The following is a 25,063-nucleotide window of genomic DNA, read 5'->3' on the forward strand; positions in this document are numbered from 1 at the left end:
CATCGGAAGACCCTCGGATCTGGCTCCTGGCGCTCAACTCGGTAACGCGAGAGCGTCCTCGCGCAGCCTGGAACAAATTGGCCCCTGGAGCGCAAAGAGGAGGGTACAATGGGCAACGGAGAGGTGGTGCCGGAGACGAAAGGTGTTACGGTGGAGTTACTCGAATCGGTCGACCTTGGCCCTGAGATCGAGGGCATGGCGGGGCGCCGATTTCGAATGCGTTTGGTCACAATCGAGCCTGGAGGCGTGTTCGGCCCGGTTCACGATCATATAGACAGACCGGGCATCGTCTACATATTGCAGGGTACGATCATTGACCATCGCGATGGGGTCGCTACGGCCTATGGGCCGGGATTGGGGTGGCCCGAGGACAGGAACACCACACACTGGCTTGAGAACAACGGAACGATTCCGGCGGTGGAAATCTCGGTCGACATAGTTAGGCAGGAGTAGGCCCAGCGTCATGGGGAGACGAGGAAGCGACCCAGCCATTTCCCCATTTCCCCATTTCAGGCTGGGTCACAACGCGTGTGTTTTGAATATTTTGGTTACCATGGATGCCAGGTTCGAGCGCGACGTAAAATGTAGATAGTGACGTTCGCGCTTGAGAGGTTTCCATGCTGAAGAAGAAATACCGTGAGCAGCCGCACCGGCCTGAACAGCCATTTCTGCTTCCTCCATCTATGGATGACTTGATCCCGCAGAATGCGCCGGTTCGGATGCTACGCGACGTAGTATCGCGCCTTGACTTGAGTGAGCTGGAGCGCCGGTACTCTCGGGTTGGGAACCCTCGGTATAACCCTCGCATGCTGTTGACAGTGCACTTGCTGGGGTTCTTGGAAGGGGTCCGTAGCAGTCGCAGGCTGGAGCAGGCTCTGTTGACGGACATTCGGTTCATGTTCGTTTCAGGCATGAGCCACCCGGACTACCGAACGATCGCGCGTTTCCGTCGAGACAACGCGGAGCATTTGCAGGGCCTCTTCGTTCAGACGGTTGAGTTGTGCCAGGAAGCGGGTCTTGTGTTGCTGGAGCACGTTTCGGTGGACGGGACAAAGATCGAAGCAGATGTAGCGCTGCGGGAGACGTACTCCCGGGAGCGGTTGGCGAAAGCGCGGGCGGCGCTGACGGCGCGGATAGAGCGTTTGCTGGCAGAAGCGGAAGCCATAGACGCCCTTGAGGACGCGGAGTTGGGGGACCGCCGGCTTGATGAGTTGCCGGAAGAGTTGAAAGACGCGGAGCGTCGCAAGAAGCGGTTGGACGAGGCGGAGGAGAAGTTGCGGGAGACGCATCACAAGTCGGTACCCGCGACGGACCTGGACGCGCGAGTTATGAAGACGCGTTCCGGACACCGTGCGGGTTACAACGGTCAGGTGGTTGTGGATCGTCACCGCCTGGTGATTGTGGCTGCGGAGTTGACCAACGATTGCACGGACAATGCTCAGTTCGCGCCGATGCTGGATCAGGTGACGGCGAATACCGGGGCGCAGCCCCTGGAGGCTACGGCGGACTGCGGATACCACAACAAGGAGACGTTGGGCTACATCGCGGAATCCGGCCTCAACGCCTATGTCCCGTATGGTGGTCGTGAGGCGAAGGCGGCGGAGGCATATACGTATGACGCAGATCGGGACACCTATACCAGCGAAGACGGTGTGGTGCTAACGTTTCGGCACATTCGGACCTCGGCTGGGTTCACGCATCGCGTATATCGTTCACGACGCAGCAAGATGCACAAGAGCCGGGAACTGTGTGTGCGGGCGGACGATGACCTCCAGAAGATGATGAAGGCGAAGATGTCGACCGCCGAAGCGAAAGCCATCTACAAGTGGCGCCAACAAGTTGTCGAGCCGGTGTTTGGTCGCTTGAAGACACGGTTCAACCTGCGAAGGTTCTTGTTGCGCGGCCTTCCGGGAGCCAGTGCGGAGTTTCTGTTAGCCTGCATGGCACACAACCTGGACAAGATCAGGGTATTCGGTCGTCCGATGGGGGTGGCAGGGGCGGTGTAACCCGCATACACAGGGCGAAACGGCCCTTGGGACCGCTCAAGCAACCCTGCCACCTCCTCGGAACGCGTTCAACTGATAGCCACCAATCGGATTAACGGCGAAACGGGATATGACCACACAATTTGATCGACAAAAACCGAAAACCCGATCAAGTTGCGACCCAGCCTGTGATGGGGAAATACCTAATTCCATTTCCTCATTTCCCCCGTTTCCTCATTTCCTCATTATCCGTTTAATGCGGTCAGTCGCTGTTGATTACCGGTCGGAAGAGGCCGGCGATCGACTCATTTTCGTGCACGCGGCGGATGGCCTCGGCGAAAAGGGGCGCCACGTCGATGACGCTGATCTTGGGAAGCTGCTGCGCGAGATCCTGCGGCAGGGAATTCGTAACGACAACTTCGGCGACTTCAGGACGGGACAACCGTTCGAGCGCGACGTCCGTGAAAAGCCCATGGGTCGCCATGATGTGGATATCCGGATTGGCTCCCTTGGCCAGGAGCATATCAACCGCCGCCATCATGCTTCCGCCTGTGCTTATCATATCTTCAACGATGACGCAGGTCCTGCCCTTCACGTCGCCGGCGAGGTGCGTGACGCTGGTCTTCTTGTGCTCCGGGTGAAATTTGTATCCGATGGCGAGGGGAGCCTCCAGGATATTGGCAATCCTCCGGGCCTTTTTCGCCATGCCTTCATCCGGCGACACCACCACGAGATCGGGCAGCTTTTTCGAGGCAATGTAGTCGCACATCAAAGGGCGGGCGGTCAGGTGGTCAACCGGGATATTGAAGAACCCCTGTATGGCATCCGCGTGCAGATCGAGCGCCATGACGCGATCCGCGCCGGCGCTGGTCAGGATATCCGCGACCAGTTTTGCGGTGATCGGCTCGCGCGGCATGTCTTTCTTCTCTTGCCTCGCATAGCCATAATAGGGAATCACTGCGTTGATGCGGGCTCCGGAGGCTCTCTTGACCGCGTCCATCATGACCAGGAGTTCCATGAGGTTCATGTCGACCGGCGGTCCGGTGGGTTGAACCAGAAATACATCCTTGCCGCGTACCGTGTCCTCGAATCGGACATACACTTCGCCGTCGTGGAACCGGTCCACTTCAACCTTGCCCAGCGGGACATCCAGTTCGTACGCGATCCGCCGGCTCAATTCCGGATTGGCCGTACCTGAAAACACTTGTAGTCGGTCATAAATGGCTGCCATCGATCATGCGCCCTCCCGGCAGGATGATAGCACAATGCCTGTGGCGCAGGGGGGCGGGTTGCGCGTGGAGCGCCGCCTTCGGTTGTCTCTAATGTGTGTGAGTGCTATCGTGACAGGAAAGGAATCGCCGAGCGGATGCGCGTCCTCGTAATCGGTGGCAACGGCATGCTGGGCCGCGACGTAGTCGCGGCTTTTCGTCATGGGCATAACGTTCTTTGGGCGGACCGTGCGTGCGGCGATCTCACGATCGACATCACCGACCGGCACGCCACGACCGCGGCGCTGCGGCAGACCACCCCGGAACTGGTGATCAACTGCGCGGCCTTCACGGACGTGGACCGGGCGGAGCGCGAGCCGGACGAAGCGTACCGCATCAACGCCTGGGGCACATGGAATCTTGCCTCGGCGTGCGAACTGCACGCGCTGCCGCTGATGCACGTTAGCACGGACTTCGTGTTCGATGGGGAGAAGGGCGCGCCGTATATGGAATTCGACCGGCCGCATCCGATCAACGAATACGGATCGTCCAAACTCGCGGGCGAGCACGCGCTTCAGTGGAGCATGCGCCGGTTCTGGCTTGTGCGCACCCAGTGGCTGTTCGGCGCCGGCGGAAAGTGCTTTCCAGGCACGATGCTGAAACTGGCGGCCAGACAGGACACCATCGACGTTATCGACGATCAGTTCGGCTCGCCGGCCTATTCGGTCGACGTTGCGGCGTTCATGAAGACCATCGTCGAGGAGTGCCCTTTCGGCGTCTACCATGTAAACAACTCGGGGGAGTGTTCGTGGCACGATTTCGCCAGGGCCATCGTGGAACGCGGCGGATACGACGCGGACATGATCCGTCCGATATCGGCGGAGCGATTCGACTCTCCGACAAAACGCCCGCGACGAAGCACATTGCGACGCCTCAGCCTCGAGATGCAGGGCAAAGACAATGCGCGCAGCTGGCAAGACGCGTTAGCCGACTATTTTGCGTCGCTGTGAAACCCGGAATTGACTAATGGATTACTCGAAAACACTGAACCTGCCGAAGACCGATTTCGCGATGAAGGCCAATCTGCCGGACCGCGAACCGCCACGCCTCGCCAACTGGCTCGAAACGGACCTGTACGGGCAGCTGATGAAGCGCCCCGGCAAGGGCAAGTTCATCCTGCACGACGGGCCGCCCTACGCCAACGGCGATATCCATATGGGGCATGCGCTCAACAAGACCCTGAAGGATTTCGTCGTCCGGTCGCACGCGATGATGGGCTACACCGCGCCGTACATCCCCGGGTGGGACTGCCACGGCATGCCGATTGAGAACAAGGTCCGCGAACAGTTTCGCGAGAAGAAGGAAGCGCCCACCCGGGACGGCATCCGCAAGGCATGCCGCGAATATGCCGGGAAATGGGTGCAGACTCAGAAGAAGGAATTCGAGCGTCTGGGCGTGATGGGGGATTGGGACCACCCTTACCTCACGATGGACGACCGGCAGGTCGCGCGCGAGATTCGTGTTTTCGGCGAGCTTGCGGATAAGGGCTTCATCTATCGCGGCCTGAAGCCGGTGATGTGGTGCATCAAGGACGAGACGGCGCTGGCGGAAGCGGAGATCGAGTACGCGGACCACGTGTCGCCGTCGATCCACGTCCGTTTCGCGCTTAAGGACGACCCGAACGGCGTGTTCGCCAGCGATGTGCTCGACATCCCCGCGGAACGCTGCTACACCATCATCTGGACCACTACCCCGTGGACCATCCCCGCCAATACCGCCGTCGCGGTGGCCCCGGAGGAAGTCTACGTCGTTGTGAAAGCAGACGGCGACTTCTATCTGGTTGCCCGCGAACTGCTGGGCGCCACGATGGAAGCCATCGGCGCGCTGCCGTTCGAGGAGGTCAATGAGGTCAAGGGTAAGAACCTGTTGGGGCTGGTTTTCAAACACCCGCTATTCGACCGCGACTCGAGGTTGATCACCGCGGACTACGTGACGATGGACACGGGCACCGGCGTGGTGCATACGGCGCCGGGACACGGGCGCGAAGACTTCGAGAGCGGCGTGCGCTGGGGTTTGCCCATCATCAACCCGGTTTCGCCAAACGGCCACTTCACCGAAGAGGCCGGCCCGTTCGCGGGCATGAAATTGGGCGAAGGCGACAAAGCGGTGCGCACGGCCCTGAGCGAGAACGGCGCCCTGCTGAGCGAAGAGGAATTTACGCATTCCTATCCGCACTGCTGGCGCTGCGGCCGCCCGCTGATATTTCGCGCGACCGTCCAGTGGTTTATGGACATCGACCACGATGGCCACCGCGAGCGGTGCCTTGCCGACATCCCGTCGGTCCGCTGGGTCCCGTCCGAGAGCATCAACCGCATTTCCGCGATGGTGAGCCAGCGCCCGGACTGGTGTCTCAGCCGTCAGCGCGCATGGGGCGTCGGCATACCGGTTGTTGTCTGCGAAACCTGTGACGAACCGCTTCTGAAGAGCGCGCCGATCAACGCGGTGGCGGACCTAGTGGAAAAGCAGGGCTCCGACGCCTGGTTCAATGTGCCGGCCGAGAGGTTTCTTCCCGATGGAACGGTCTGCCCCAAGTGCGGCGGTACAAAGTGGCGCAAGGAAACCGACATCCTCGATGTCTGGTTCGACAGCGGGGCCACCTGCCGAACGGTTATGGAAGGCCGGGGCGAACTTGCGTACCCTGCAGATGTGTATCTGGAAGGGTCCGACCAGCATCGCGGGTGGTTCAACGCGGCGCTGATGGTCGGGGAAGCTACGAAGGGCGTGCCTCCGTTCAAAGCCGTCGTCACCAACGGCTTCATGGTGGACGAGCAGGGACGCGCGATGAGCAAGAGCAAGGGCACCGGCGTCTCGCCGCAGGTGATCATCCACAAGTTCGGCGCGGACGTTTTGCGCCTCTGGGTGAGCAGCACCGACTACACGGAAGACGCCAAGTTCGGCCCGCAAATCCTGGAGCGGGTGGCGGACGCCTACCGCAAAGTGCGAAACACCCTGCGGTTCCTGTTGAGCAACCTGAGCGATTTCGACGCGACGCAAAACGCCGTGCCCGCCGGGCAGATGCGGGAGATCGACCGCTGGGTGATGCTTCGCCTTCAGGAAGTGATCGCCGAAGCCCGCGATGGGTATGATAGCTTTGAATTCACCAGGGTCTACAGGGCTGTGTACGGGTTCTGTGTCACGGAGCTCAGTTCGTTTTACCTGGACGTTCTGAAGGACCGGCTTTATGCATCCGCGCCGAACGATCCGGGCCGGCGGTCCGCACAGACGGCGCTGTACCACATCGCCGAGACGCTTATCCTCCTGATGGCGCCGATCCTTGTGTTCACGTCCGACGAGGCCTGGCAGGAACTGCGGAAATGCAACAGCAGCCTTCCGGACAGCGTTCACCTGGCGCTCTTGCCCGGAGTGGACGCGACCTGGAAGAACGACGGTCTGAAAGCCGGGTGGGACCGGCTTCTGGCGCTTCGCGACGACGTAAACAAATCGCTGGAAGAGGCGCGAAACGACGGCACCGTGGGTAAGCCACTGGAGGCGTGTGTCAACATCTCGGTCAAGGACCAGTACACGGCCGCGACCGCCATGGAGAATGATCTCGAGGCGTTGCGCGAAGCGCTCAATGTCTCCGCGGTGAACGTACAGGTGAGCGCAGCGGAGGACCGCATTTCGGTGACCGCCGCAACGGGCGCGAAATGCCCGCGGTGCTGGCTCATCAAGAACGATATCGGATCGAATAACCGGCAGCCTGACCTATGCGGTCGATGCGCCGAAGCCGTCCCGGCGGAATCAGCCTGACTCCGTCCGAAATGAAGGGAGACACCGTGACCGCAAAACCACAGCGCAATCTGGAGCCCTATAAGAAGAAGCTTCGCGAACTCTACGCGCACCTCACCGCCGAACGGGACGCGATGGAGGAAGCCGGCCTGCACGAAAACCTCGTTGACGAGACCGGCGAGCGTCCGGGCGTCGACACGCACCCGGCTGACGCCGGAACGGAGCTATTCCTGCGTGAACGCGATCAGGTGCTGGAGAATAACCTGGACACCATCCTTGAGCAGTGTGAACGGGCTCTGAAAAAGATCGAGGATGGAACGTACGGCTACAGCGACGAGAGCGGGGAGTTCATCGGGGAAGACCGGCTCGACGCGGTGCCGTATGCCAACCTGACCGTTGAGGAGCAAGAGCATTACATCGGTGGTTAACGGTTGTCGATGAAGCGCTTCGCCTTCTACATTCTCGCGCTCGTTGTGCTGGCTTTCGACGGGCTTACGAAGTCCTGGGCACTGAGCACTCTGGCCGGCGGTCGAAACCTTTCCGTTATCCCCGGCTATGTCTCGCTGAGCGTGGTTTACAATCGAGGCTCGGCGTTCGGGATCGTGCGGCAGGGCTCCGCGGCTCTTGCAGTCATCGCGCTCATCGCGATCGGTTTCATGGTCTACATCGAGCGGCGAGGACTGCCGGACCGACTGGCCCGCGCGGCGATCGCCCTCCAACTGGGCGGCGCACTCGGGAATTTCGCGGACCGCGCGCGGTTCGGGTACGTCATAGACTTCATAGAGCTGGACTGGCGCGGGAAGAACATCTGGCCCGTGTTCAATATCGCGGACTCGGCGATCACGGTAGGTACCATCCTGCTGATCTGGTGGCTCTGGCGCTCGCAGGCCGCCGAAGCGCGGGAGGCCGCAAAGACCGCACGCTAACCAGGATTCTGACTGGATTCACTCGTAACCCATGCATCCGATATTGTTTCAACTTGGCCCGATAAGGGTGTACTCGTTCGGCGTCATGGTGATGCTGGGCTTTCTGGCGGCGGCCTGGTGGGCCACCCGGTCCGGCGCGCGGCGCGGAATATCCCCGGAGACGGTGATGGACGCAGCGCTCTTCATCTTTGTGCCCGCGATGGTGTTCGCCAGGCTCCTATTCGTGGCCCTGAACTACCGGGACTATCACAGCCTCGCCGAAATCGCCATGGTGTGGCAGGGCGGGATGTCATTCCACGGCGGCCTGCTTGGCGGCGTCCTTGGGGGTATGTACTTCTGCCGTCTGCGAAAGATCTCCGCGTGGGACCTTGCGGACGTCGTGGCGCCGGGGATTGCCATCGGATACGCCATCGGCCGTATCGGCTGCTTCCTCAACGGCTGCTGCTACGGGTCCGAGTGTCACCTGCCGTGGGCGATGCGTTTCCCGGACCTCAACTACCCTGGGATGCTCACGCCACCGAGCCACCCCGCGATGCTATATTCGAGCATCGCCGGCCTTTTAATGTTCGGCATCCTCACCGCCGTGGACAAGCGGCGGAAATACGCCGGGCAGACGTTTCTCACATTCCTCGTCCTGTACTGCGTCTACCGGTTTCTCATCGAATACGTGCGGGCCGGTGTCACCGCTGTCGTGGCTGTCGACGGCCTCACGCAAGCGCAGATCGCCAGTGTCGTTATCGCGCTGGTTGCGCTGGCGGTGGCGTTCCGGCGCTCTCGCAAGACGGGCGCACAGACATCAGCCGGGAACCGGGCCAAACCATGAACGAAATACAAACCGCCATCGTGCCGGAGGGGTGCCCTGCCCAGCGCCTGGACGTGTTCCTGGCAGCCCTTATTGAGGGGTCAAGCCGCAGCGCCGCCCAACGCATCATCCGGAACGGCCTCGCCACAGTGAACGGTAAGGTTGCGAAATCCAAAGACGCGGTACAAGCCGGCGATATTGTGGCGTTCACGGCGCCCGACGCGGTGACGCCGACGGCACAGCCGGAAGACCTCCCTCTGGAGATACTTTTCGAAGACGACTCTTTACTGGTGGTGAACAAGGGGCAGGGGATGACCACCCACCCCGCGCCGGGCAGCCCCGGGGGAACGCTTGTGAACGCCTTGCTGGGGCGTGGCGTCTCGCTGAGCGAAGGCGGCAGCGCCCTGCGGCCCGGGATTGTACATCGCCTCGACAAAGACACGAGCGGCCTGCTTGTCGTTGCCAAGAATGCTTCCGCGCACATTTTTCTCGCGCGCCAGCTAGCCGACAGGACTCTCAGCCGTCGGTATATCACGATTATCTGGGGGGTTCCGCGGTGGCTGCACGCGCGGGTCGATGCGCCGATCGGGCGCCACGCAACAAACCGCCAGAAGATGTCGGTGGTCCCGATGGGAGAGGGCCGCGCATCCATCACGGACCTTGACGTGCTGGAACCGTTGGGCGCATTCGCGCTGGTGCGGGCACGCTTACAGAGCGGGCGGACACACCAGATTCGCGTGCACGCGGCGTATTCCGGGCACCCGGTGCTAGGAGATCGCCTCTACGGCGGAGAGCGGCGAGGCCAGGTGAAGCTGCTGCCTCCGGAGGCTTCTGAGGCCATCGCCAGACTGCCCGGCCAGGCACTGCACGCGGCTCATCTCGCCTTCGTCCACCCCGTGTCCAATGAGAGGATGTCATTCACTTCCGCGCCTCCGGCAGAGTTTCTGTCCGTGCTCTCGGCGCTGGGCAGCGGCTTCACGGTTGACAGCTTGCTTGATGCCGTTCGCGCGGAACCATCATCCGAAAGCGTACTCACTTCGGCCTCAGGCCGCTAGACACAGGATCGGATAAGCATGCACCCGGAAATGCCACAACTTTTCGCGCTCCACGAGGTCGATGCGCTCCTCTTGAACCTGGAACGGACCTACCACAAACTGGATAATGGGGACCGGGCCCGCGCCGCTCTGGATGGCGCCCGCGACGATCTTCGCCGGGCTGAAGAAACCCTCCGGCAGGCGCGCGTGAGGCTGGGCGTCGCGGAGTCGACGCTGAAAGCGAACGAAGAGAAACAGAAGCAGCACAACAAGCGCCTTTATGGCGGCACAGTGGTCAACACGCGCGAGGCGGAGGCCGTGGAGCACGAGATCGTCGTGCTGAAGGCGGCCGCCGGCGACCTCGAGACCGAGATTCTGGAAGCCATGGACGCCATCGAGGCGGGTGAAGCTGCGGTCAAAGCGCTCACGAAATCGGTGGCGGACCGCGAGAGCGAACTGTCCGTTATTATGGCCGCGTATGCTAAAGACGGCGCTGTGATCAAAGAGCAGGCGAGCAGCGCGATGGCAAAGCGCGCGGTGGCCGCCGAACCGCTCAGCGCCGGCGTGATGGCACGATACGACTCGGCAAAGGCGCGCACCCGGGACACGGGTGTCGCTATGCTGGACGGACACACATGCGGCGGCTGCCACATGCAGGTTCACGGCGTTGCCATGCTGAACCTTCGGAACAGCACGGACATCGTGACGTGCGACAATTGCGGCCGGATTCTGTTCTTCCGGGCATAGAGCGTATCCAGGCAGGCATAGCAAGGTAGCCACCGGACGGGCCAACGGCCCGCCCGGTGGGTTTCGTGCTGTCGGGATAAAGGACGAACATACATTCGGACGCGCCGCCGTGCGCCCGAGACAGGTAACTCATGGACACGATCAGACTCATCGAAAACCACGCTTCACTCACCGAAGCGGTGAAATGCGCGGGCTCACGTCGCGGCGTCGGGTTGCACGGCGCAGGGACCGCCAGCCACGGATATCTGCTGGCGGCCTATCTCAACCTGGTTGACGCCAACGCGCCCGCTCTTGTCATCGCGCCCACTGCCGATACCGCGGAACGCCTGTATGCCGATCTCCAGGCGTGGTCCGCGCACGCGCCGGCGCTCTTTCCCGCGTCCGACCTCTACCTGCCGGGACCGGACCCCGTTGCCCCGGCGAGACTCGATGTGCTTGACCGACTTGATGCCGGGGAACCGGTCGTGGTGGTTTCCACCCTGCCGGCAACGCTCCAGCGCACCCGGCGCCATGTGGAACGCCTGACCCTTGCGCGCGGGGCTGAAATCGACCTGGCCGCCTTCTCGGACAGCCTCGGCAAGATCGGTTACGATCGCGCCCCCATGGTCGAACGACCCGGGCAGTTCAGCGTTCGCGGCGGCATCCTGGACGTTTTCCCCAGCACCGCGGAATTCCCGGTGCGGGCCGATCTGCTGGGTGACGAGATCGAGAGCCTGCGCGAGTTTGACCCGGATACGCAGAGAAGCGGGTCCGCGGTGGACTCGGTCCACATCCTTGCCGCCGCAGAGGCGGCCGAGGTCGCGAGCGACGCGTCGCTGATCGACTTCCTGTCCGATGCCAGCCCCGTCGTGATCGTCGAGGTCAATGCGGTGAACGCGCAGTGGGATGAGTTTGCCCGCGCCGCCGACGCGCGGTATCGAACGGCGCTAAAACAGGAGCAGGAGGTTGTCCGGCTTGGCAGCGCCAGCCCGCTCCATGAGTCCCACGAAACGCCGGACGTCTTCCGATCCTGGATGGCGCGCCGCCCGCGCCTCTATCTGGACGTGCTGGAGCGCGAAAACCCCTGGGAGCCGGCCGCAACGCCAGTTTCCATCCCGTCTCTGCCCGTGGACGTTTACCGGGGCCGGATGGACAGCCTGGCCGCTCATCTCACGCAATGCGCGAAGGACGGCGTGCGGACGGCTATCGTATCCAACAGCACACAGCGCTTACAGGAACTGCTGGCCGAGAACGGCGTCGCGCCACAGGACGGCGTCCTCTCACTGCTTCACGGAGAGCAGCGCGCGGGATTCCGGCTGCCCGACCTGAACCTCCTCGTGCTCACGGACGCCGAGGTCTTCGGTGAACGCGAGGCGCACGTCGCCCGCCGCCGGTTCAAAGAGGCCCAGCCGATCTCATCGCTGCTGGAACTGAAGGAAGGCGACCTCGTCGTCCACATCCACCACGGCATCGGCCATTTCCGGGGCCTCAGCGTCATCAAGAGCCCGGACGGGACGCAGAGCGAGTTCCTGCGCATCGACTATGCGGGAAGCGATAAGATCTACGTTCCGACGGAGCAGATGGACCGCGTGCAGAAGTACATCGGTAGCACCGAACGCCCGCCCGCGATCAACCGGCTTGGCGGCCACGAGTGGGCCCGCGCGACGTCCAAGGCCAAGGCGAAGGCCAAGGAAATGGCGGCGGAACTGGTGGCGCTTTACGCTGCGCGCCAGGCGGTGAGGGTGGTCCCCGCCGGGCCGGACACAAGCTGGCAGCAGGAGATGGAGAGCGCCTTTCCGTATCGCGAGACACCGGATCAGACGCAGGCCATCCGCGAGGTGAAAGAGGACCTGCAGCAGGCGCACCCGATGGACCGCCTCGTGTGCGGAGACGTCGGCTTCGGTAAAACGGAGGTCGCCGTCAGGGCCGCCTTCAAAATGGTGAACGAAGGGAAGCAAGTGGCCGTGCTTGTCCCGACGACGATCCTCGCGGAACAACACATGAACACCTTCCGTGAGCGCATGGATGCGTTTCCGATCACCATAGAGATGCTCAGCCGATTCCGTACGCCCAAGGAAACCAAGGTTATCCTCGAGGGGCTTCGCGATGGAAACGTGGACATCATCATCGGCACGCATCGGCTGTTAAGCAAGGATATCCATTTCCGCGATCTCGGCCTGCTGGTCGTTGACGAGGAGCAACGGTTCGGGGTGGTTCACAAGGAGCGCATCAAGCAGATGCGAAGGTCCGTCCACGTGCTTACGATGACCGCCACCCCGATCCCGCGCACGCTGCACATGGGGCTGGCCGGCATCCGGGAACTGAGCGTTATGAACGATCCGCCGGAAGGCCGGACGCCGATTCGCACCATCCTCACTGAGCAGTCCGATGCGCTGGTGCGGGAGGCCATCCTCCACGAGACGGACCGTGGCGGGCAGGTCTACCTCGTACACAACCGGGTGGAAGACATCGAATCCATCGCGCAACGCCTCGGCAAACTGGTTCCTACCGCGCGGATAACGGTGGGGCATGGACAGATGGCCGAGAAGCACCTCGAGCAGGTGATGTGGGACTTCTACCACCGGCGCTTCGATGTTCTGGTGTGCACGACCATCATCGAAAGCGGCCTCGACGTCCCCAACGCGAACACGATTATCATCAACAATGCCGACCGGTTCGGCCTGTCGCAGTTATATCAGTTGCGCGGCAGGGTGGGGCGCTCCCCCCGCCAGGCCTACTGCTATCTGCTGTACCGGGCCCACAAGCAGATGTCCGAGGAGGCCGAGCAGCGCCTTCAGGCCGTGAAGGAGTTCTCGGAACTGGGCAGCGGGTTCAAGATCGCGATGCGCGACCTGGAGATCCGCGGCGCCGGCAACCTGCTGGGAGCCGAACAGAGCGGAATGGTTGCGAGCGTGGGGTTCGAGTATTACTGCCAGTTGATTCAACAGGCCGTGGCCGAGTTCAAAGGCGAGGTGGACGAGCAGTGGAACCTGCCGGCCGCGGACATCCCGGTCCCGGCGTTCATCCCATCGGACTACATCGCCGACGACGGCCTGCGGATCGCCTTCTACAAGAAGGTGACGGCCGTAAGGGAAGAAAAGGGATTGAAGACGCTGCAGGAGGAATTCGAGGACAGGTTTGGCGATCCCCCGAAACCGGTCTGGAACATGCTGCGCCTGCTGGGAGTGCGGCTGAAGATGAAGGAAGGCGGCTTGATAGCGCTCGCCGGCAACCAGGCGCGCGTGGTGGTGAAACTGCCGCGCAACCTTGAGAGCGATGAACGGTGGGAGATGCAGCGCCGCCGCAAGCGCTGGACCGTTGAGCAGTCCAGCATCGAGATCCCGGTGACCAACGGAGATGCCCTTCGCGCCGCCGAAGACGCCATCCCGAGGGTAATCGCGGACCTGGGGCGGTAGTGTCTGGTGTTTTGCGCTTGAAAGTAACTCGATGCAACATACCGCTACGTGTCGACCCCGACCACGTATCGGATGACCCTAACCGCATCTGTCAGTTCAATGCCGTTTGCCGAACGGTCCACCCACTGGAAATCCAACCGGTAGGGCGCTGACGGAGAGGGGATCTCTAGCCCTCCAGCGATTGACAAAGCCTGGATAGCTTCGGAGAACGTGTATACCGGCAAGCGCATCGTGAACTCGCGACCGACGGCATCGAGGGGAACGGGCGAAACAGCCTCAGGTGCCGGCTTCCCCATCGTGACTTCGCGACTGACTGCTTCGAGCGGAGTGGGGGCAGCGGTGGCTGGGGCTTCGCGTCCAACTGCAACCTCACGCGAGACGGCGTCCTTCGGAAGAGGTTGCCCAACAATCGGCGCAGGGTTGTAGAAAGAAACTTCCCTTGACACCGCGTCCAAGGGACCATTCTGTTGGCTCTGTGCGGGTTCCACTATGGTGGCGAGAACGCAGGAGATCACCGCCATCGGGAATACCGCGCGGCGTGAGAGCTGCATCATTTTCACGACGCGCTCGCGCGGGCCTGAACGGCAGCCAGGCCAAACGGCACGTCCATTTGAGCCTGCCAAACGGACGATACGGCGTCGCCGCTCAAGAAAGTGGCGGTGAATGTGGAATCCGGTCCGGTGCGTGGAACAAGGCGAACAACCACCTTCCAATTAACCGGGACGTTTGTCGCTGCTATCGTGACCAAGACTGATGGAGTTGTGTCTAGTGTGACGTCCTGCCCTGGGTAGTTGAAGCTCGCGAGCGGATCAGATGGCACTTCGACGTTGCCAATCCTCGTTACCGTGACGGCGGGCCAATTGGACGGTGGCCAGATCTGCGGCGGCGTCGCAGGCGCAGAGAACGTGGTAGATGGTTGGCCAAAGTAATCTATCGCGTGGTTCGCCTCCGTGCTTGTGGTTGCCCCCAAAAGTCTCCCAGTCCTGCCCGCCAGCGTATCGCACACCAAGCGAACTGCACCTGAGCTGCCTCCTCCGTAGTATCCACCGCCGCCTCCGCCTGTGTCGACCAATCCTTCTAATGTGAGCTTCGTCGCGCAAGCTATCAGAATGGCACCTCCACCCGCGCCGCCGTCACTCGTGACCCCGCCGCTACCACCGCCATTGGATCCGGATCCTCCCGACCCCCCTATCAGGTAAGAGATTTTCGGATTCAAGTACGATGATGATCCGCTTGCACCCGAAAACACGTTATACTTCCCACCACCAGGTCCAAACCCAGGGGAAGGTAGGATGTATGTGGAGCCTCGTGACCCTCCGCGAAAGCCGCCGGGACCGGGTTCGGTCAGGTTTCCGACAGATATATCACCAGCTCCGCGCAAGTTTACTATTCCGGTAATCGTCACATCCCCCTGCACGAGCCAAACGACCGGGGGGTTGGCGGGGTGGTTCTTGAAGGTGACGGTAACGCCGGCGGGGATGTTCACGCTGCTGTACTTGAATACCACCGCCCATTTCGAGGAATCGTAGATGCCCTTGCCGGTGTTCGCGGTGTTGGGAGCATCCCACTGGCCGGTCACCGCCTGGGAAAGATCAATTTCCACGTTCGAGGTTGGATTGAAGGCTCCATCGGAACCATCTGATGGGATGCTGATGTTGGCGCGCCCGACTCCGCACAGGAGCCCGAGGGCTGCGAGACTAAGAAAAAAACGCTGGGACATAGGGGACGCACCTTTCGACAAGTTCGCTCCAGAAGTTGGCGTACTATATGTCGTGCTTGCTCGATAAGACAAACACCCAACCGCTCCGCGCCGCCGAAGACGCCATCCCGAGGATTATGGCGGACCTGGCGAGATAGTGCAAACCAACGAGTCTACGCAACGGATGTAAACAGGAGCGGGCCGCCGGATGGGATCAAAGAGGGAGGAAATAGACCCGATTCGCGAAATCTTCGGCATTGCCTGCGCGTGCCAGGTATTCCAAGTCATCAATGCACTGCGCGATTGAAACCCGTTGCTGTTGGGCGTAAACGAGGCCAACGAACGGAATGGATTCGTTTTGTCGCCGCATCGCTTCGGCGAGTAGATCTCGGTCCTGGCTGAACAAGACCCGGTTCAAGAGCGTCGCATGATCAAGAACGTCGGGGTCACTTGCACCCTCCCCCTGTTCCTGCTGGACGGCAAGGACATCCATTCCGCAGATTCGCAGGGCCGTGGTGATCGCCCCATTGACATTCTCATCCATGTAAAGACGCATTTCCGCCTAATCAATACTGCGCGGGCGCAACCTGGCCTCAAAGTCCTCACGGGTCAGGGGGTTCGGGCGCGCGGCTCGTGCCTCATCCGCAAATCGCTCGTCCTCCTCGATCTGCGCGTCGATCTGTGGCTTGTGGTCGTAGTAGTAACCCAGGGCAGCGTGCACCTGGCCAAGCGTCAACTGCGGATAGCCAAGGCGGATTTCCGCAGGTGTTTTGCCCCAGACGGCCGCGTCAATCGCCAACTGACTGACCTTAATGCGGGTTCCGGCGATCAGGGCCACGCCTCGGTCGTCTATTACAATGTGCTCGATAGGTACAGTTATCATCTTCCTGCTCCTCATGGCACATTATACCGCGCCCTCACCGAATTCGCTTCCGAAGCTGTCGCAACGCAGAGGCGGCGAGTTTTCGGGCGGCGGCAACGTCTACGCCCGTGAAATTGGGCTCATAGGACTTCAGGAGCTTTCGGCACGAGATGAAAAGGTAGCGTGGGCCGGTGACGAGGTCGGTCGTCACAAGTTGGCTCATACCAACGGTCAGCTGGATGAGCCCCTTGTGGAAATCACTTCGATCGGGGAACCACAGTGCCTCAATGAAATCGAGTGAGGTGTGATAGCGGCCGGCCGCAAAGTGTTCCAGCCAGAGCGCCATCTCCGGGGGGTAGGCGCTCAACGGGTCCAGGTTCAGAGAGACGGGCTTTCGCATAAGCGTCAACCTACGTTGCGAGGCCCCCGAATTTCCGGGTGCGGCGCTGGTAGTCGCGAACGGCGTTCAGGAAGTCCTCGTCGGAGAAATCCGGCCAGAGAACATCGGTTACGTGGATTTCGGCGTAGGCGATCTGCCAGAGAAGGTAATTGCTCACGCGCAGTTCGCCGGCGGTACGTATCAGGAGGTCCGGGTCCGGCATCCCCGCGGTGTACAGGTGATTTCCGATGAGGGCGTCGTCCACGGCTTCCGGCGCCGTGCCCTCGCGCATGATGGCCCGAACGGCGTCCACGATCTCGTTGCGCCCGCCGTAGTTGATGGCGAGGGTCAAGGTGAGGCCGGTATTGTCCCGCGTCAACGCCATATCGCGATCCAGTTCGGTTTTCAGACTGGCGGGCAGTTCGTGCAGGCGTCCGATGATGTTGAACCGGACGTTCTCCGCGTGGAGCGACTGGATCTCTTCGTGGGCGACGTGTTCAATGAGCGACATAAGGCCGCTGACTTCGTCCGCGGGACGCGACCAGTTCTCATTGCTGAACGCGTACATGGTGAGGTAGGGGATGCCGAGCTTACCGCAGAGATCGGTAACCCGACGGACGGTGTAATGGCCCTGCGCGTGCCCCGAGACCCGGGGAAGGCCCTGACGTTTGGCCCAGCGCCCGTTGCCATCCATGATGACGGCTACGTGCTGGGGGAGGCGGGAAAGGTCGATATCTGTCGGCATAGGATCCAGGGTGCAGGGTGCAGGGTGTAGGGTCCAGGATGCAGGACTCAAACCCTACACCCTGGACCCGAAACCCCTCCTCAGACTTCCATCAGTTCGGCTTCTTTGGCCTTCTGCACCTGGTCCAGTTCGACGATGTACCTGTCGGTGAGTTTCTGGACTTCAGCCTGCAGGCGTTTGAGCTCGTCCTCGCTCATTTCGTGCGATTTCTGGCTCTTCTGGAGGTGCTCGTTGGCGTCCCGGCGAACGTTGCGGATGGCCACCCGGCCGTGCTCCACTTCACCGTGTGTCTGCTTGACCATCTGCTTGCGGCGATCCTCGGTCATCTGCGGGATATTGAGGCGGATGCACGTTCCATCGCTGTTGGGGTTCAGGCCGAGGTCGCTCTTGAGGATGGCTTTCTCCAGCGCCGGCAGCATATTCCGATCGAACGGCGTAATGAGCAGCTGGCGCGCTTCGGGCACGGCGATGCTTGCGACCTGGTTCACCGGCAGCTCCGTACCGTACGCGTTCACCGTCACGTGTTCCAGAATCCCGGCGTTGGCCCGGCCGGTACGGATGTTACGCAGTTCCTTGTTCGTAGCCTCGACCGCCTGCTTCATGCGGTGCTCGGCGTCCTTCACGATGTCGTTTGGCATGGGTTGGTCCCTTTCAGTTGGGGGGCCAGCGCCGGTTTGGAAGGGCAGGGCGGGCCACCTTCCGCAAACCGGCTAACTGCTCCCGGATATCCGATCAAGCAGCGCGGCAACGGCGTCCCTGGTGCTGACCAGCGTGCCGATATCCTCGCCGCTGACGATTCGACTGATGTTTCCATGAACGCCGATGTCGCAAACGACGATCGGCATCTGGTGCTGCATGCTATGTGTGAGGGCGGTCAGGTCCATCACCTTCAGGCGATCCCGGATCACTTCTTCATAGGTCAGCGCGTGGTACTTGTTAGCCGTCGGGTAGATATTGGGATCGCTGTCGTAGACGCCATCCACCCTGTTCTTGGCCATAATCAATACATCGGCGCCGATCTCCGTGGCTCGCAGGGCAGCAGCGGTATCCGTGGTAAAATACGGGTTTCCGGTGCCTGCCGCGAAGACCACGACGCGCCCCTTCTCCAGGTGGCGGGTGGCGCGGCGCCGGATGAACGGTTCGGCGACAGCCTGCATCTGGAGGGCGCTCTGGACGCGGCAGGGAGTGCCGAGCCTTTCCAGGATGCCCTGCAGGGCCAGGGCGTTGATGACCGTGGCCAGCATGCCCATGTAGTGCGCCTGAGCCTCTTCAATGCCGGAACCGGCAGTGGCCGCACCCCGCACGAAATTGCCACCACCGACGACGATGGCGATCTCCACGCCCCGCGCGCGCACTTCGCTGACTTCGGACGCGAATCGCGAGATGACGTCCTGGTCCAGCCCCTGGCACTGGTCCCCGGCGAAAGCCTCTCCGCTCAGTTTGAGCAGGATGCGGGTGCGCCGGACGTCCGGGCCGGCAGAATCGCCCCAGCGACCGCCGGCCGGACTACCCGGTGAAAGAACTGCTGCCATATCGGGGGGAACGAGTTCCAACTAGGCCTCCGCCTGCTCGGTCTCCTCGACGCCCTCACCCACGCGAAAGGCGGCAAAGCGAGCGACATCTATCTTCTCGCCCATCTTCGCGCGAAGGTCATCCAGGATGTCCTTCACAGTGCGACCATCCGGGCTCTTGACGAAGGGCTGTTCCATCAGAACGAGTTCCTGCATGCGCTTATTGACGCGGCCCTCGGCGATCTTCTGGACGGCCGCTTCGGGTTTGCCCTCGTTGCGCGCGAGTTGCAGGTTGATCTCGAGTTCGTTGGCGAGGAATTCGGCGGGGATGTCCTCGCGGCGAACGAATTCCGGCTTCGCGGCGGCGATGTGCATCGCCAGGTCACGCGCCATGGTCTGGAACTCATCGTTGCGAGCGACGAAGTCTGTCTCGCAATTGAGTTCGATCATCACGCCGATTTTTCGGCCCACCGGATGGATGTAAGACCCGATAGTGCCTTCCTTCGCGACGCGGGCCGCGCGCTTTGCGGCGCCGGCCAGCCCCTTCTCGCGAAGCCACTTGCGAGCTTCTTCCTTGTCTCCCGTGCTGGCTTCCAGCGCCTTCTTGCAGTCCATCATGCCGGCGCCGGTTTCGTCCCTGAGTTCCTTAACTTGCGTTGCTGATATGGCCATTACTTATTCCTGATATTGTGCCTACGCGCGCTTGACGCGCCATTTTGGGACGGGCGGGAGCAAGACTCCCGCCCGATCGCTCTCTATTTATACGGCGAGCGCTCCGGGTGCGGCATGCGCACGAGGAGACGTTGCCGTGATTTGTTTACTCTTCGCCGGCTTCACCGAGGACGACGTTTTCCTCGGCAGCTTCTTCGATAGTTTCCGCGGTTTCTTCGGCCGGCTTTTCGCCGTCCGCGTCGGGAGCGGCGGTTTCGGCGACGGCGCCTTCAGCCTGCTCCATATCGCCTTCGAACTCGCCCTCTTTTACGGCGATGATCGCCTCCGCCACCTTGCCGCAGAACAGCTTGATGGCGCGAATCGCGTCGTCGTTGCCCGGGATGATGTAGTCAACCAAGTCCGGGTCACAGTTCGTATCCACAACGGCAACGATGGGGATACCAAGCTTGCGGGCTTCGTGAACCGCCAGGGCTTCCTTCTTGAGGTCCACCACGAAGAGCGCGCCGGGCAGGCGTCCCATGTCCTTGATGCCACCGAAGAACCGCTCCAGGCGCTCCTTCTCTTCCATCAGCCCCTGGGCTTCCTTCTTGGTGACTTTTTCGAAAGTGCCGTCCACTTCCATGCGCTCCAGTTCGCGGAGATGCTTGATGCGCTGGGTAATGGTTCCCCAGTTTGTGAGCATCCCGCCGAGCCAGCGCTGGTTCACATAGAACTGCTTGGACTTGATGGCGGATTCGGCGATGGCGTCCTGGGCCTGCTTTTTGGTGCCGACAAACAGAACACACTGGTTGTTTTCGACCACGCTCTGGATGAACTTGCGCGCGTCCTCGAACATCTTCAGGGTCTGGTGGAGGTCGATGATGTAGATGCCGTTGCGGCCTCCATAGATGTAGCGCTTCATTTTCGGGTTCCAGCGCTTGGTCTGGTGGCCGAAATGCACGCCGGCCTCCAGGAGTTCCTTCATCGTTGTACTGGACAAAATCGTGTTCCTTTCTCTGGTTGTGTGCCTCCCCCCGCGCGGCAAAGGGGCGTCTCACGCGCGACAAGGGGCCCGCCGACAGTGCGGTAGGGCCGGATATCAAGCGTGAAGCCCCCTCGACCAAGAGACGGCGAGGGTGCGGAATGTCCTTGCATAGTTTAACACGCTGGGAGGCGCGAGGCAAGGCAGCCGAGGATTCAGGAGACAGGATTCAGGATTCAGCCCCGAGTTCAACGCGGAGGACGCAGAGGGGCGCAGAGGTAGCGCGGAGGATCGGAAATGGCGTGTGACTCGGTCCCCACGGCATCCTGAGCGAGGTGAGGAACGAACGCAGACGAAGGACGATCACAGGTCATCCATCGACTGCGTGCTTTCGCGAACTCTACTGGCTGGTATCCAAGCCGACGGCCCGGCGGGCTACGCCGATGGCGTCCGCGATGTCTACCGATGCCGCCGCGGGGGCATCCGGAACCAGGTTGAGCGTCTGGATATTGCTCGCGGTAGCCGGCGTAATCCCCGCGGCGATCTTGAGCGCGGAAACCGCATCTTGAAGCGTGAGGCTGGACCAGGCACCGTACACCCAGGTGTCGCCGAGGATAGTGGGACCCAAGCCACCGAAGAGGATCACCTTGCCGGCGTTGGAATCGTATGTCATCGATGCTCCGGACCGAATCGAAGGTCCGGACGGGGAGGTCTGTGTCCAGGTCGTCCCGTCCCAATCCCAAGTGTCGTTGTATCGCGTTGTGCCATTGCTGCCGCCGAACAAGACAGTCCTGCCACGGGTGGCGTCGAACGCGATCGTGGCAAATGTGCGCGGAAGGGGTCCCGTCGTAGCAACCTCGTGCCAGGCAACACCATCCCATTCCCAGGTCTCATTCAATCGGCCGAGGCTGGGGTTAAAGCCACCGAATAGAACCGACCGGTTTCGCAGGCTGTCGTAGGCCATCACCGCGCCTGAGCGCGGCGCCATTTCCGGCGGAACAACCTCCTGCTTCCATTCGATCCCATTCCACGTCCACACGTCGCCATAGAACGTCGCACTGCCGGTGCTTCCGCCGTAGATGACCGTTTTCGCAAGCGCCGTGTCGTATACCATCGACGCATATTGCCTGGCAGGCGGGCCCGTTGAAGAGGCCTTTGCCCAGGCAGCGCCATCCCATTCCCACGTCTCTCCGAGAGTGTTGAAGAGGACCAGTTTCGTTCGGACGCTGTCGTAGGCCAGGGAGGCATAGGTGGCCCCTGAAGGGGCGGTGCCGGAGAGCTTACTCCAGGCCATGCCGTCCCAAGCCCACATGTCCTTCAGGCTGCCGGACAAGTTGCTGCCACCCAGGAGGATCGACGTCTTGTGCGCGCTGTCGTAAGTCATCACCGCCCCGCTACGCGACGGCGGAGCCGTAGGTGCGGCCAACGCCCACGCGTTGCCGTCCCATTCCCAAGTGTCACTGAAGTCAGTAGTGCCGGTGTTATCGGACCCCGCGAACAGCACCGTCTTCGATCGGGCGGGATTGTAGGCCATCGACGCCCACATTCGGGCCGAAGGGCCCGTGCTGGAAACCTGCGCCCAGGCCGTTCCATCCCATTCCCACGTATCGCCGAGCAATGCGGTGGATGCGGAGCCCCCGAACAGGACGGTCTTGCCGCGCGCGCTGTCATATGCCATGCAGGCCATCGTGCGGGCCGGCGGGCCTGTGGTGGACACCTGCGTCCAGACGGCGCCGTCCCACTCCCACGTGTCCGTGCCTCCGCCGCCGCCCCCGAAAAGCACAATCCTGGCCCGCTGGCTGTCAAACGCCATGGTCGCACCTGAACGGGGGGAAGGGCCGGTACTGGCAACCTGCGTCCAGGTGCTTCCATCCCACTCCCAGGTGTCATTGAGGCTGGTATTGAAGGTGCCGCCGAAGAGAACGGTCTTTCCCCTGGCGCTGTCGTAAGCCATCGCCGGACGATACCGATAGCCCGGCCCGGTGGTGGCGACCTGCGCCCACGTGAGACCGTCCCATTCCCATGTGTCTCTGTAGTAGGTGTCTTTGGTGATGCCGCCGAACAGCACGGTTTTGCCGCGCGCGCTGTCGTACGCCATCGGGGCATCCGAACGAGGCGACGGACCGGTATAGGCGACGGGCTTCCAGGCGCTTCCATCCGACTCCCACGTGTCACCAAGGCGGCCGTTATTTACGTCGGAACCGCCGAACATGACCATCCTGCCGCGACCGGTGTCATAGGCCATGCCAGGACCGCCGCGTCCCTGCGGAGGGGCGACCTGGCGCCAACTCTGCGCGGTGGCTGCTTCGAGTCCGGCGAAGCCGAACAAGACGAGGATTGCCGCGAGGGCCCGACTAAACACGCCGAGGCGCCGCGCCAAGCAGACAAGCGTGAGGGTAAGACTGACAGGGTTGCCGGTGCAATCCGGCACATTTCGCAACACCAAACATCCCATATCAATCACACGTTCCGGCCCTTGAATCCATCGGGCCGACAGCGAGTGCGGGACAAGGAGACGATGCATGCTCCATATCGTAGCCGTCTCCACAGAGATTCGGCAATGCTCCCGGGCGCCAACGACGATCCAGATCACAGAATCACGGCTTAGAACGGGCGGGCGGTGGGGACGCATATGCGATATGCGTCATACGCCAAGGCAAGGACCAGGGCGGCGATGACGAGGATGCCTTCGGCCCTGCGTGAGAGGACCGGGCGCGCGCTATCCCCGGTCAGGCGTGCCATCAGCCAGAAGAGGCCGAACGCGAACAAAGGCAGGGAAAGCGCGTTGTAGTGCCACGCGGCGGCGATGTTGCCGTGGGCCAGAGCGACGAACGCGTGCGTCATGCCGCAACCGGGGCAGGGGAGTCCGGTGAGGCCGCGGAACGGGCACAGCGTCACCCCTACCCGGTCGAGGAGGCGCAGGGGAATTGCCGCGCTCAAAGCGTAGACGGCGAGCACGATACATGCGAAGATGCGATCCGCCCGGCGCGCGGCGGGTGGTGCGAATGTCACGGTCTCCATGGCACAGGTTCCCAGATGCTGTTCAGATCGGACTGCATAATGCACATACCTATGAGGTCGCCCCAGGCGACGTACGGCGAGAGCCCGGACAGAACGCACAGCATTGTGGCATTATCGTGAACCGGCAGGCCCCGGGACGCCTGGAGTTCCGATACCAGCCGACCGTATTTGTACCACCAGAAGATAGTGTACAGCCCGCAGGTGAAGACCATCAGCAGGACTTCCATTCCCGGCGTGGTGTCACCCTTCCCGAGCGCATCCTGGAGTTCCGTCGATACCTCATAGTACCAGATGAGCGGGTAAATGCCGCACGTGAAGAGACTGAGCAGGATAATTGTCGGGATCGACCGGACTCGGCCCTGGTACATGATTCACCTCCGTGGCATTGGTGTCGCTTTCCGGTACGCGCTGTCAACCGAACAAGTTACACGCGGGTTTGCGACGCTGGCCGGATTTGAGATACCATGCGGTAACGTTTCGGGAAAACGCGATGGACGAACTCAGCAAACAACCAGCCACTAAGCCGGCCGCCGCCAAGACGGGACAGAACAACGGCGATGATGCCCTGCGCAGACGGATGGCCCGTGTTATCAAGGAGTATCTGCGTCTCGACCAGGAGCTGAAAGAGGCCGAGAACACCAATTTCCGCGTTTGCATTTTCGGATCCGCGCGTATTCGAAGGCGCGACGTCACCTGGCAGACGGTGTTCCGCCTGGCGCGGGCGCTGGCCAAATCGGGCATCGATGTCGTGACCGGCGGCGGTCCCGGCCTCATGGAAGCAGCCAATTTCGGACTGCGTGAGGCGACCAAAGATTCCTCCGTTGCGCACGCCATGGGGTACGGGCTTCCGCTCGATATCCCATCGCTCCGAGAGCCGGCGAACCTGCACCTGGACATCAAGAGCGCGCACCAGCGCTTCTCGACGCGCCTGGACGAGTTCATGCGCCTGAGCCACGCCGTGGTGGTTGCGCCCGGGGGCATCGGCACGCTCCTGGAGTTGATGTACGTCTGGCAGCTCGTCCAGATTGGGCTGATTCAACCGCGTCCCATCATCCTGCTGGACGCGGAATACTGGTCGGGCCTTCTGGACTGGATGGGGGGCGCCACGTTGAAGCGCGCGCTCATCAACCCGGAAGATCTCAACGAGGTTCGGCTCGTTTCCGACTGGCGCGACGCCCTGGCTATCCTGGAGGCGGCTCAGCACGATTTTATGGCCGTTCGCGGCCCGATACCCGCATTGCCCATCCCCGGGCCGGACCACACTGCCCCGGCCACGTGACCGGCCCGAGAACACGCTCAATTGACCGGGCGTTGATATCCTTGTACG

Annotated in this window: 25 protein-coding genes; 11 read left to right on the forward strand and 14 right to left on the reverse strand. The window is 61.9% G+C overall.

From position 1 onward, the window contains the following. The first annotated feature begins 108 nt into the window (after nucleotides 1-108). Both VGM51_00985 and VGM51_00990 read left to right on the forward strand, forming a co-directional pair. Nucleotides 109-453 (forward strand): cupin domain-containing protein, encoded by a 345-nt coding sequence (locus VGM51_00985; protein HEY3411609.1) that lies wholly within the window; start codon nucleotides 109-111, stop codon nucleotides 451-453. Nucleotides 454-617: 164 nt separating this feature from the next. Continuing rightward, entirely contained in the window at nucleotides 618-2,006 is a 1,389-nt protein-coding gene (locus VGM51_00990; GenBank protein HEY3411610.1) for an IS1182 family transposase, read from the forward strand. Between the two features lie 241 nt (nucleotides 2,007-2,247). Here VGM51_00990 and VGM51_00995 read toward each other — a convergent pair whose 3' ends face one another. Continuing rightward, nucleotides 2,248-3,216: a ribose-phosphate pyrophosphokinase gene (locus tag VGM51_00995; GenBank protein HEY3411611.1), complete on the reverse strand. Its 969-nt coding sequence runs from the start codon at nucleotides 3,214-3,216 to the stop codon at nucleotides 2,248-2,250. Between the two features lie 135 nt (nucleotides 3,217-3,351). Here VGM51_00995 and rfbD point away from each other — a divergent pair, with 135 nt between their 5' ends. The 8 genes from rfbD to mfd all read left to right on the forward strand — a co-directional run bounded on the left by rfbD (nucleotide 3,352) and on the right by mfd (nucleotide 13,886). Then, entirely contained in the window at nucleotides 3,352-4,203 is an 852-nt protein-coding gene (gene rfbD / locus VGM51_01000; GenBank protein HEY3411612.1) for a dTDP-4-dehydrorhamnose reductase, read from the forward strand. A gap of 16 nt (nucleotides 4,204-4,219) precedes the next feature. Continuing rightward, on the forward strand, nucleotides 4,220-7,003 hold the full coding sequence (ileS, locus tag VGM51_01005) for an isoleucine--tRNA ligase (GenBank protein HEY3411613.1): 2,784 nt from the start codon (nucleotides 4,220-4,222) through the stop codon (nucleotides 7,001-7,003). A gap of 26 nt (nucleotides 7,004-7,029) precedes the next feature. Beyond that, nucleotides 7,030-7,410, forward strand: coding sequence for a hypothetical protein (locus VGM51_01010; GenBank protein ID HEY3411614.1), 381 nt, complete (start codon nucleotides 7,030-7,032; stop codon nucleotides 7,408-7,410). Nucleotides 7,411-7,419: 9 nt separating this feature from the next. Beyond that, nucleotides 7,420-7,908 (forward strand): signal peptidase II, encoded by a 489-nt coding sequence (lspA, locus tag VGM51_01015; protein ID HEY3411615.1) that lies wholly within the window; start codon nucleotides 7,420-7,422, stop codon nucleotides 7,906-7,908. 31 nt (nucleotides 7,909-7,939) lie between these two features. Further along, entirely contained in the window at nucleotides 7,940-8,731 is a 792-nt protein-coding gene (gene lgt / locus VGM51_01020; GenBank protein HEY3411616.1) for a prolipoprotein diacylglyceryl transferase, read from the forward strand. Next, a complete protein-coding gene (locus VGM51_01025; protein HEY3411617.1) occupies nucleotides 8,728-9,765 on the forward strand; it encodes an RluA family pseudouridine synthase in 1,038 nt (345 codons plus the stop codon). Before lgt ends, VGM51_01025 begins: the two co-directional genes overlap by 4 nt. A gap of 30 nt (nucleotides 9,766-9,795) precedes the next feature. Continuing rightward, nucleotides 9,796-10,491, forward strand: coding sequence for a C4-type zinc ribbon domain-containing protein (locus VGM51_01030; protein ID HEY3411618.1), 696 nt, complete (start codon nucleotides 9,796-9,798; stop codon nucleotides 10,489-10,491). Nucleotides 10,492-10,622: 131 nt separating this feature from the next. Beyond that, nucleotides 10,623-13,886, forward strand: coding sequence for a transcription-repair coupling factor (gene mfd, locus VGM51_01035; GenBank protein HEY3411619.1), 3,264 nt, complete (start codon nucleotides 10,623-10,625; stop codon nucleotides 13,884-13,886). Between the two features lie 44 nt (nucleotides 13,887-13,930). On the opposite strand, the gene VGM51_01040 is transcribed toward mfd, so the two are convergent. From VGM51_01040 to VGM51_01100, 13 genes are all read right to left on the reverse strand, one after another. Continuing rightward, the gene (locus VGM51_01040; protein HEY3411620.1) at nucleotides 13,931-14,440 is read right to left on the reverse strand and encodes a hypothetical protein; all 510 of its coding nucleotides are present in this window, start codon (nucleotides 14,438-14,440) and stop codon (nucleotides 13,931-13,933) included. 2 nt (nucleotides 14,441-14,442) lie between these two features. After that, complete coding sequence (locus VGM51_01045; protein ID HEY3411621.1) at nucleotides 14,443-15,606, reverse strand: hypothetical protein; 1,164 nt, start codon at nucleotides 15,604-15,606, stop codon at nucleotides 14,443-14,445. Nucleotides 15,607-15,799: 193 nt separating this feature from the next. Beyond that, nucleotides 15,800-16,129 (reverse strand): DUF5615 family PIN-like protein, encoded by a 330-nt coding sequence (locus VGM51_01050; GenBank protein ID HEY3411622.1) that lies wholly within the window; start codon nucleotides 16,127-16,129, stop codon nucleotides 15,800-15,802. 18 nt (nucleotides 16,130-16,147) lie between these two features. After that, nucleotides 16,148-16,468, reverse strand: coding sequence for a DUF433 domain-containing protein (locus VGM51_01055; protein HEY3411623.1), 321 nt, complete (start codon nucleotides 16,466-16,468; stop codon nucleotides 16,148-16,150). Nucleotides 16,469-16,502: 34 nt separating this feature from the next. Continuing rightward, nucleotides 16,503-16,847: a hypothetical protein gene (locus VGM51_01060; protein HEY3411624.1), complete on the reverse strand. Its 345-nt coding sequence runs from the start codon at nucleotides 16,845-16,847 to the stop codon at nucleotides 16,503-16,505. 10 nt (nucleotides 16,848-16,857) lie between these two features. Further along, nucleotides 16,858-17,571, reverse strand: a complete 714-nt coding sequence (locus tag VGM51_01065; GenBank protein HEY3411625.1) for an isoprenyl transferase — start codon at nucleotides 17,569-17,571, stop codon at nucleotides 16,858-16,860. Nucleotides 17,572-17,651: 80 nt separating this feature from the next. Next, nucleotides 17,652-18,209, reverse strand: coding sequence for a ribosome recycling factor (gene frr / locus VGM51_01070; GenBank protein ID HEY3411626.1), 558 nt, complete (start codon nucleotides 18,207-18,209; stop codon nucleotides 17,652-17,654). Between the two features lie 72 nt (nucleotides 18,210-18,281). Then, nucleotides 18,282-19,124 (reverse strand): UMP kinase, encoded by an 843-nt coding sequence (gene pyrH, locus VGM51_01075; GenBank protein HEY3411627.1) that lies wholly within the window; start codon nucleotides 19,122-19,124, stop codon nucleotides 18,282-18,284. After that, a complete protein-coding gene (tsf, locus tag VGM51_01080; GenBank protein ID HEY3411628.1) occupies nucleotides 19,125-19,754 on the reverse strand; it encodes a translation elongation factor Ts in 630 nt (209 codons plus the stop codon). Between the two features lie 145 nt (nucleotides 19,755-19,899). Continuing rightward, nucleotides 19,900-20,733, reverse strand: coding sequence for a 30S ribosomal protein S2 (gene rpsB / locus VGM51_01085; protein ID HEY3411629.1), 834 nt, complete (start codon nucleotides 20,731-20,733; stop codon nucleotides 19,900-19,902). Nucleotides 20,734-21,115: 382 nt separating this feature from the next. Further along, nucleotides 21,116-23,158: a kelch repeat-containing protein gene (locus VGM51_01090; GenBank protein ID HEY3411630.1), complete on the reverse strand. Its 2,043-nt coding sequence runs from the start codon at nucleotides 23,156-23,158 to the stop codon at nucleotides 21,116-21,118. A gap of 161 nt (nucleotides 23,159-23,319) precedes the next feature. Next, nucleotides 23,320-23,736: a DUF2752 domain-containing protein gene (locus VGM51_01095; protein HEY3411631.1), complete on the reverse strand. Its 417-nt coding sequence runs from the start codon at nucleotides 23,734-23,736 to the stop codon at nucleotides 23,320-23,322. Further along, entirely contained in the window at nucleotides 23,724-24,104 is a 381-nt protein-coding gene (locus VGM51_01100; protein HEY3411632.1) for a DUF4234 domain-containing protein, read from the reverse strand. Before VGM51_01100 ends, VGM51_01095 begins: the two co-directional genes overlap by 13 nt. Before the next feature lie 122 nt (nucleotides 24,105-24,226). On the opposite strand from VGM51_01100, the gene VGM51_01105 reads away from it, so the two are divergent. After that, nucleotides 24,227-25,015 (forward strand): LOG family protein, encoded by a 789-nt coding sequence (locus tag VGM51_01105; protein ID HEY3411633.1) that lies wholly within the window; start codon nucleotides 24,227-24,229, stop codon nucleotides 25,013-25,015. The last annotated feature ends 48 nt before the right edge of the window (nucleotides 25,016-25,063 follow it).

This window comes from Armatimonadota bacterium (assembly GCA_036504095.1).
GTDB lineage: Bacteria > Armatimonadota > DTGP01 > JAKQQT01 > JAKQQT01 > DASXUL01.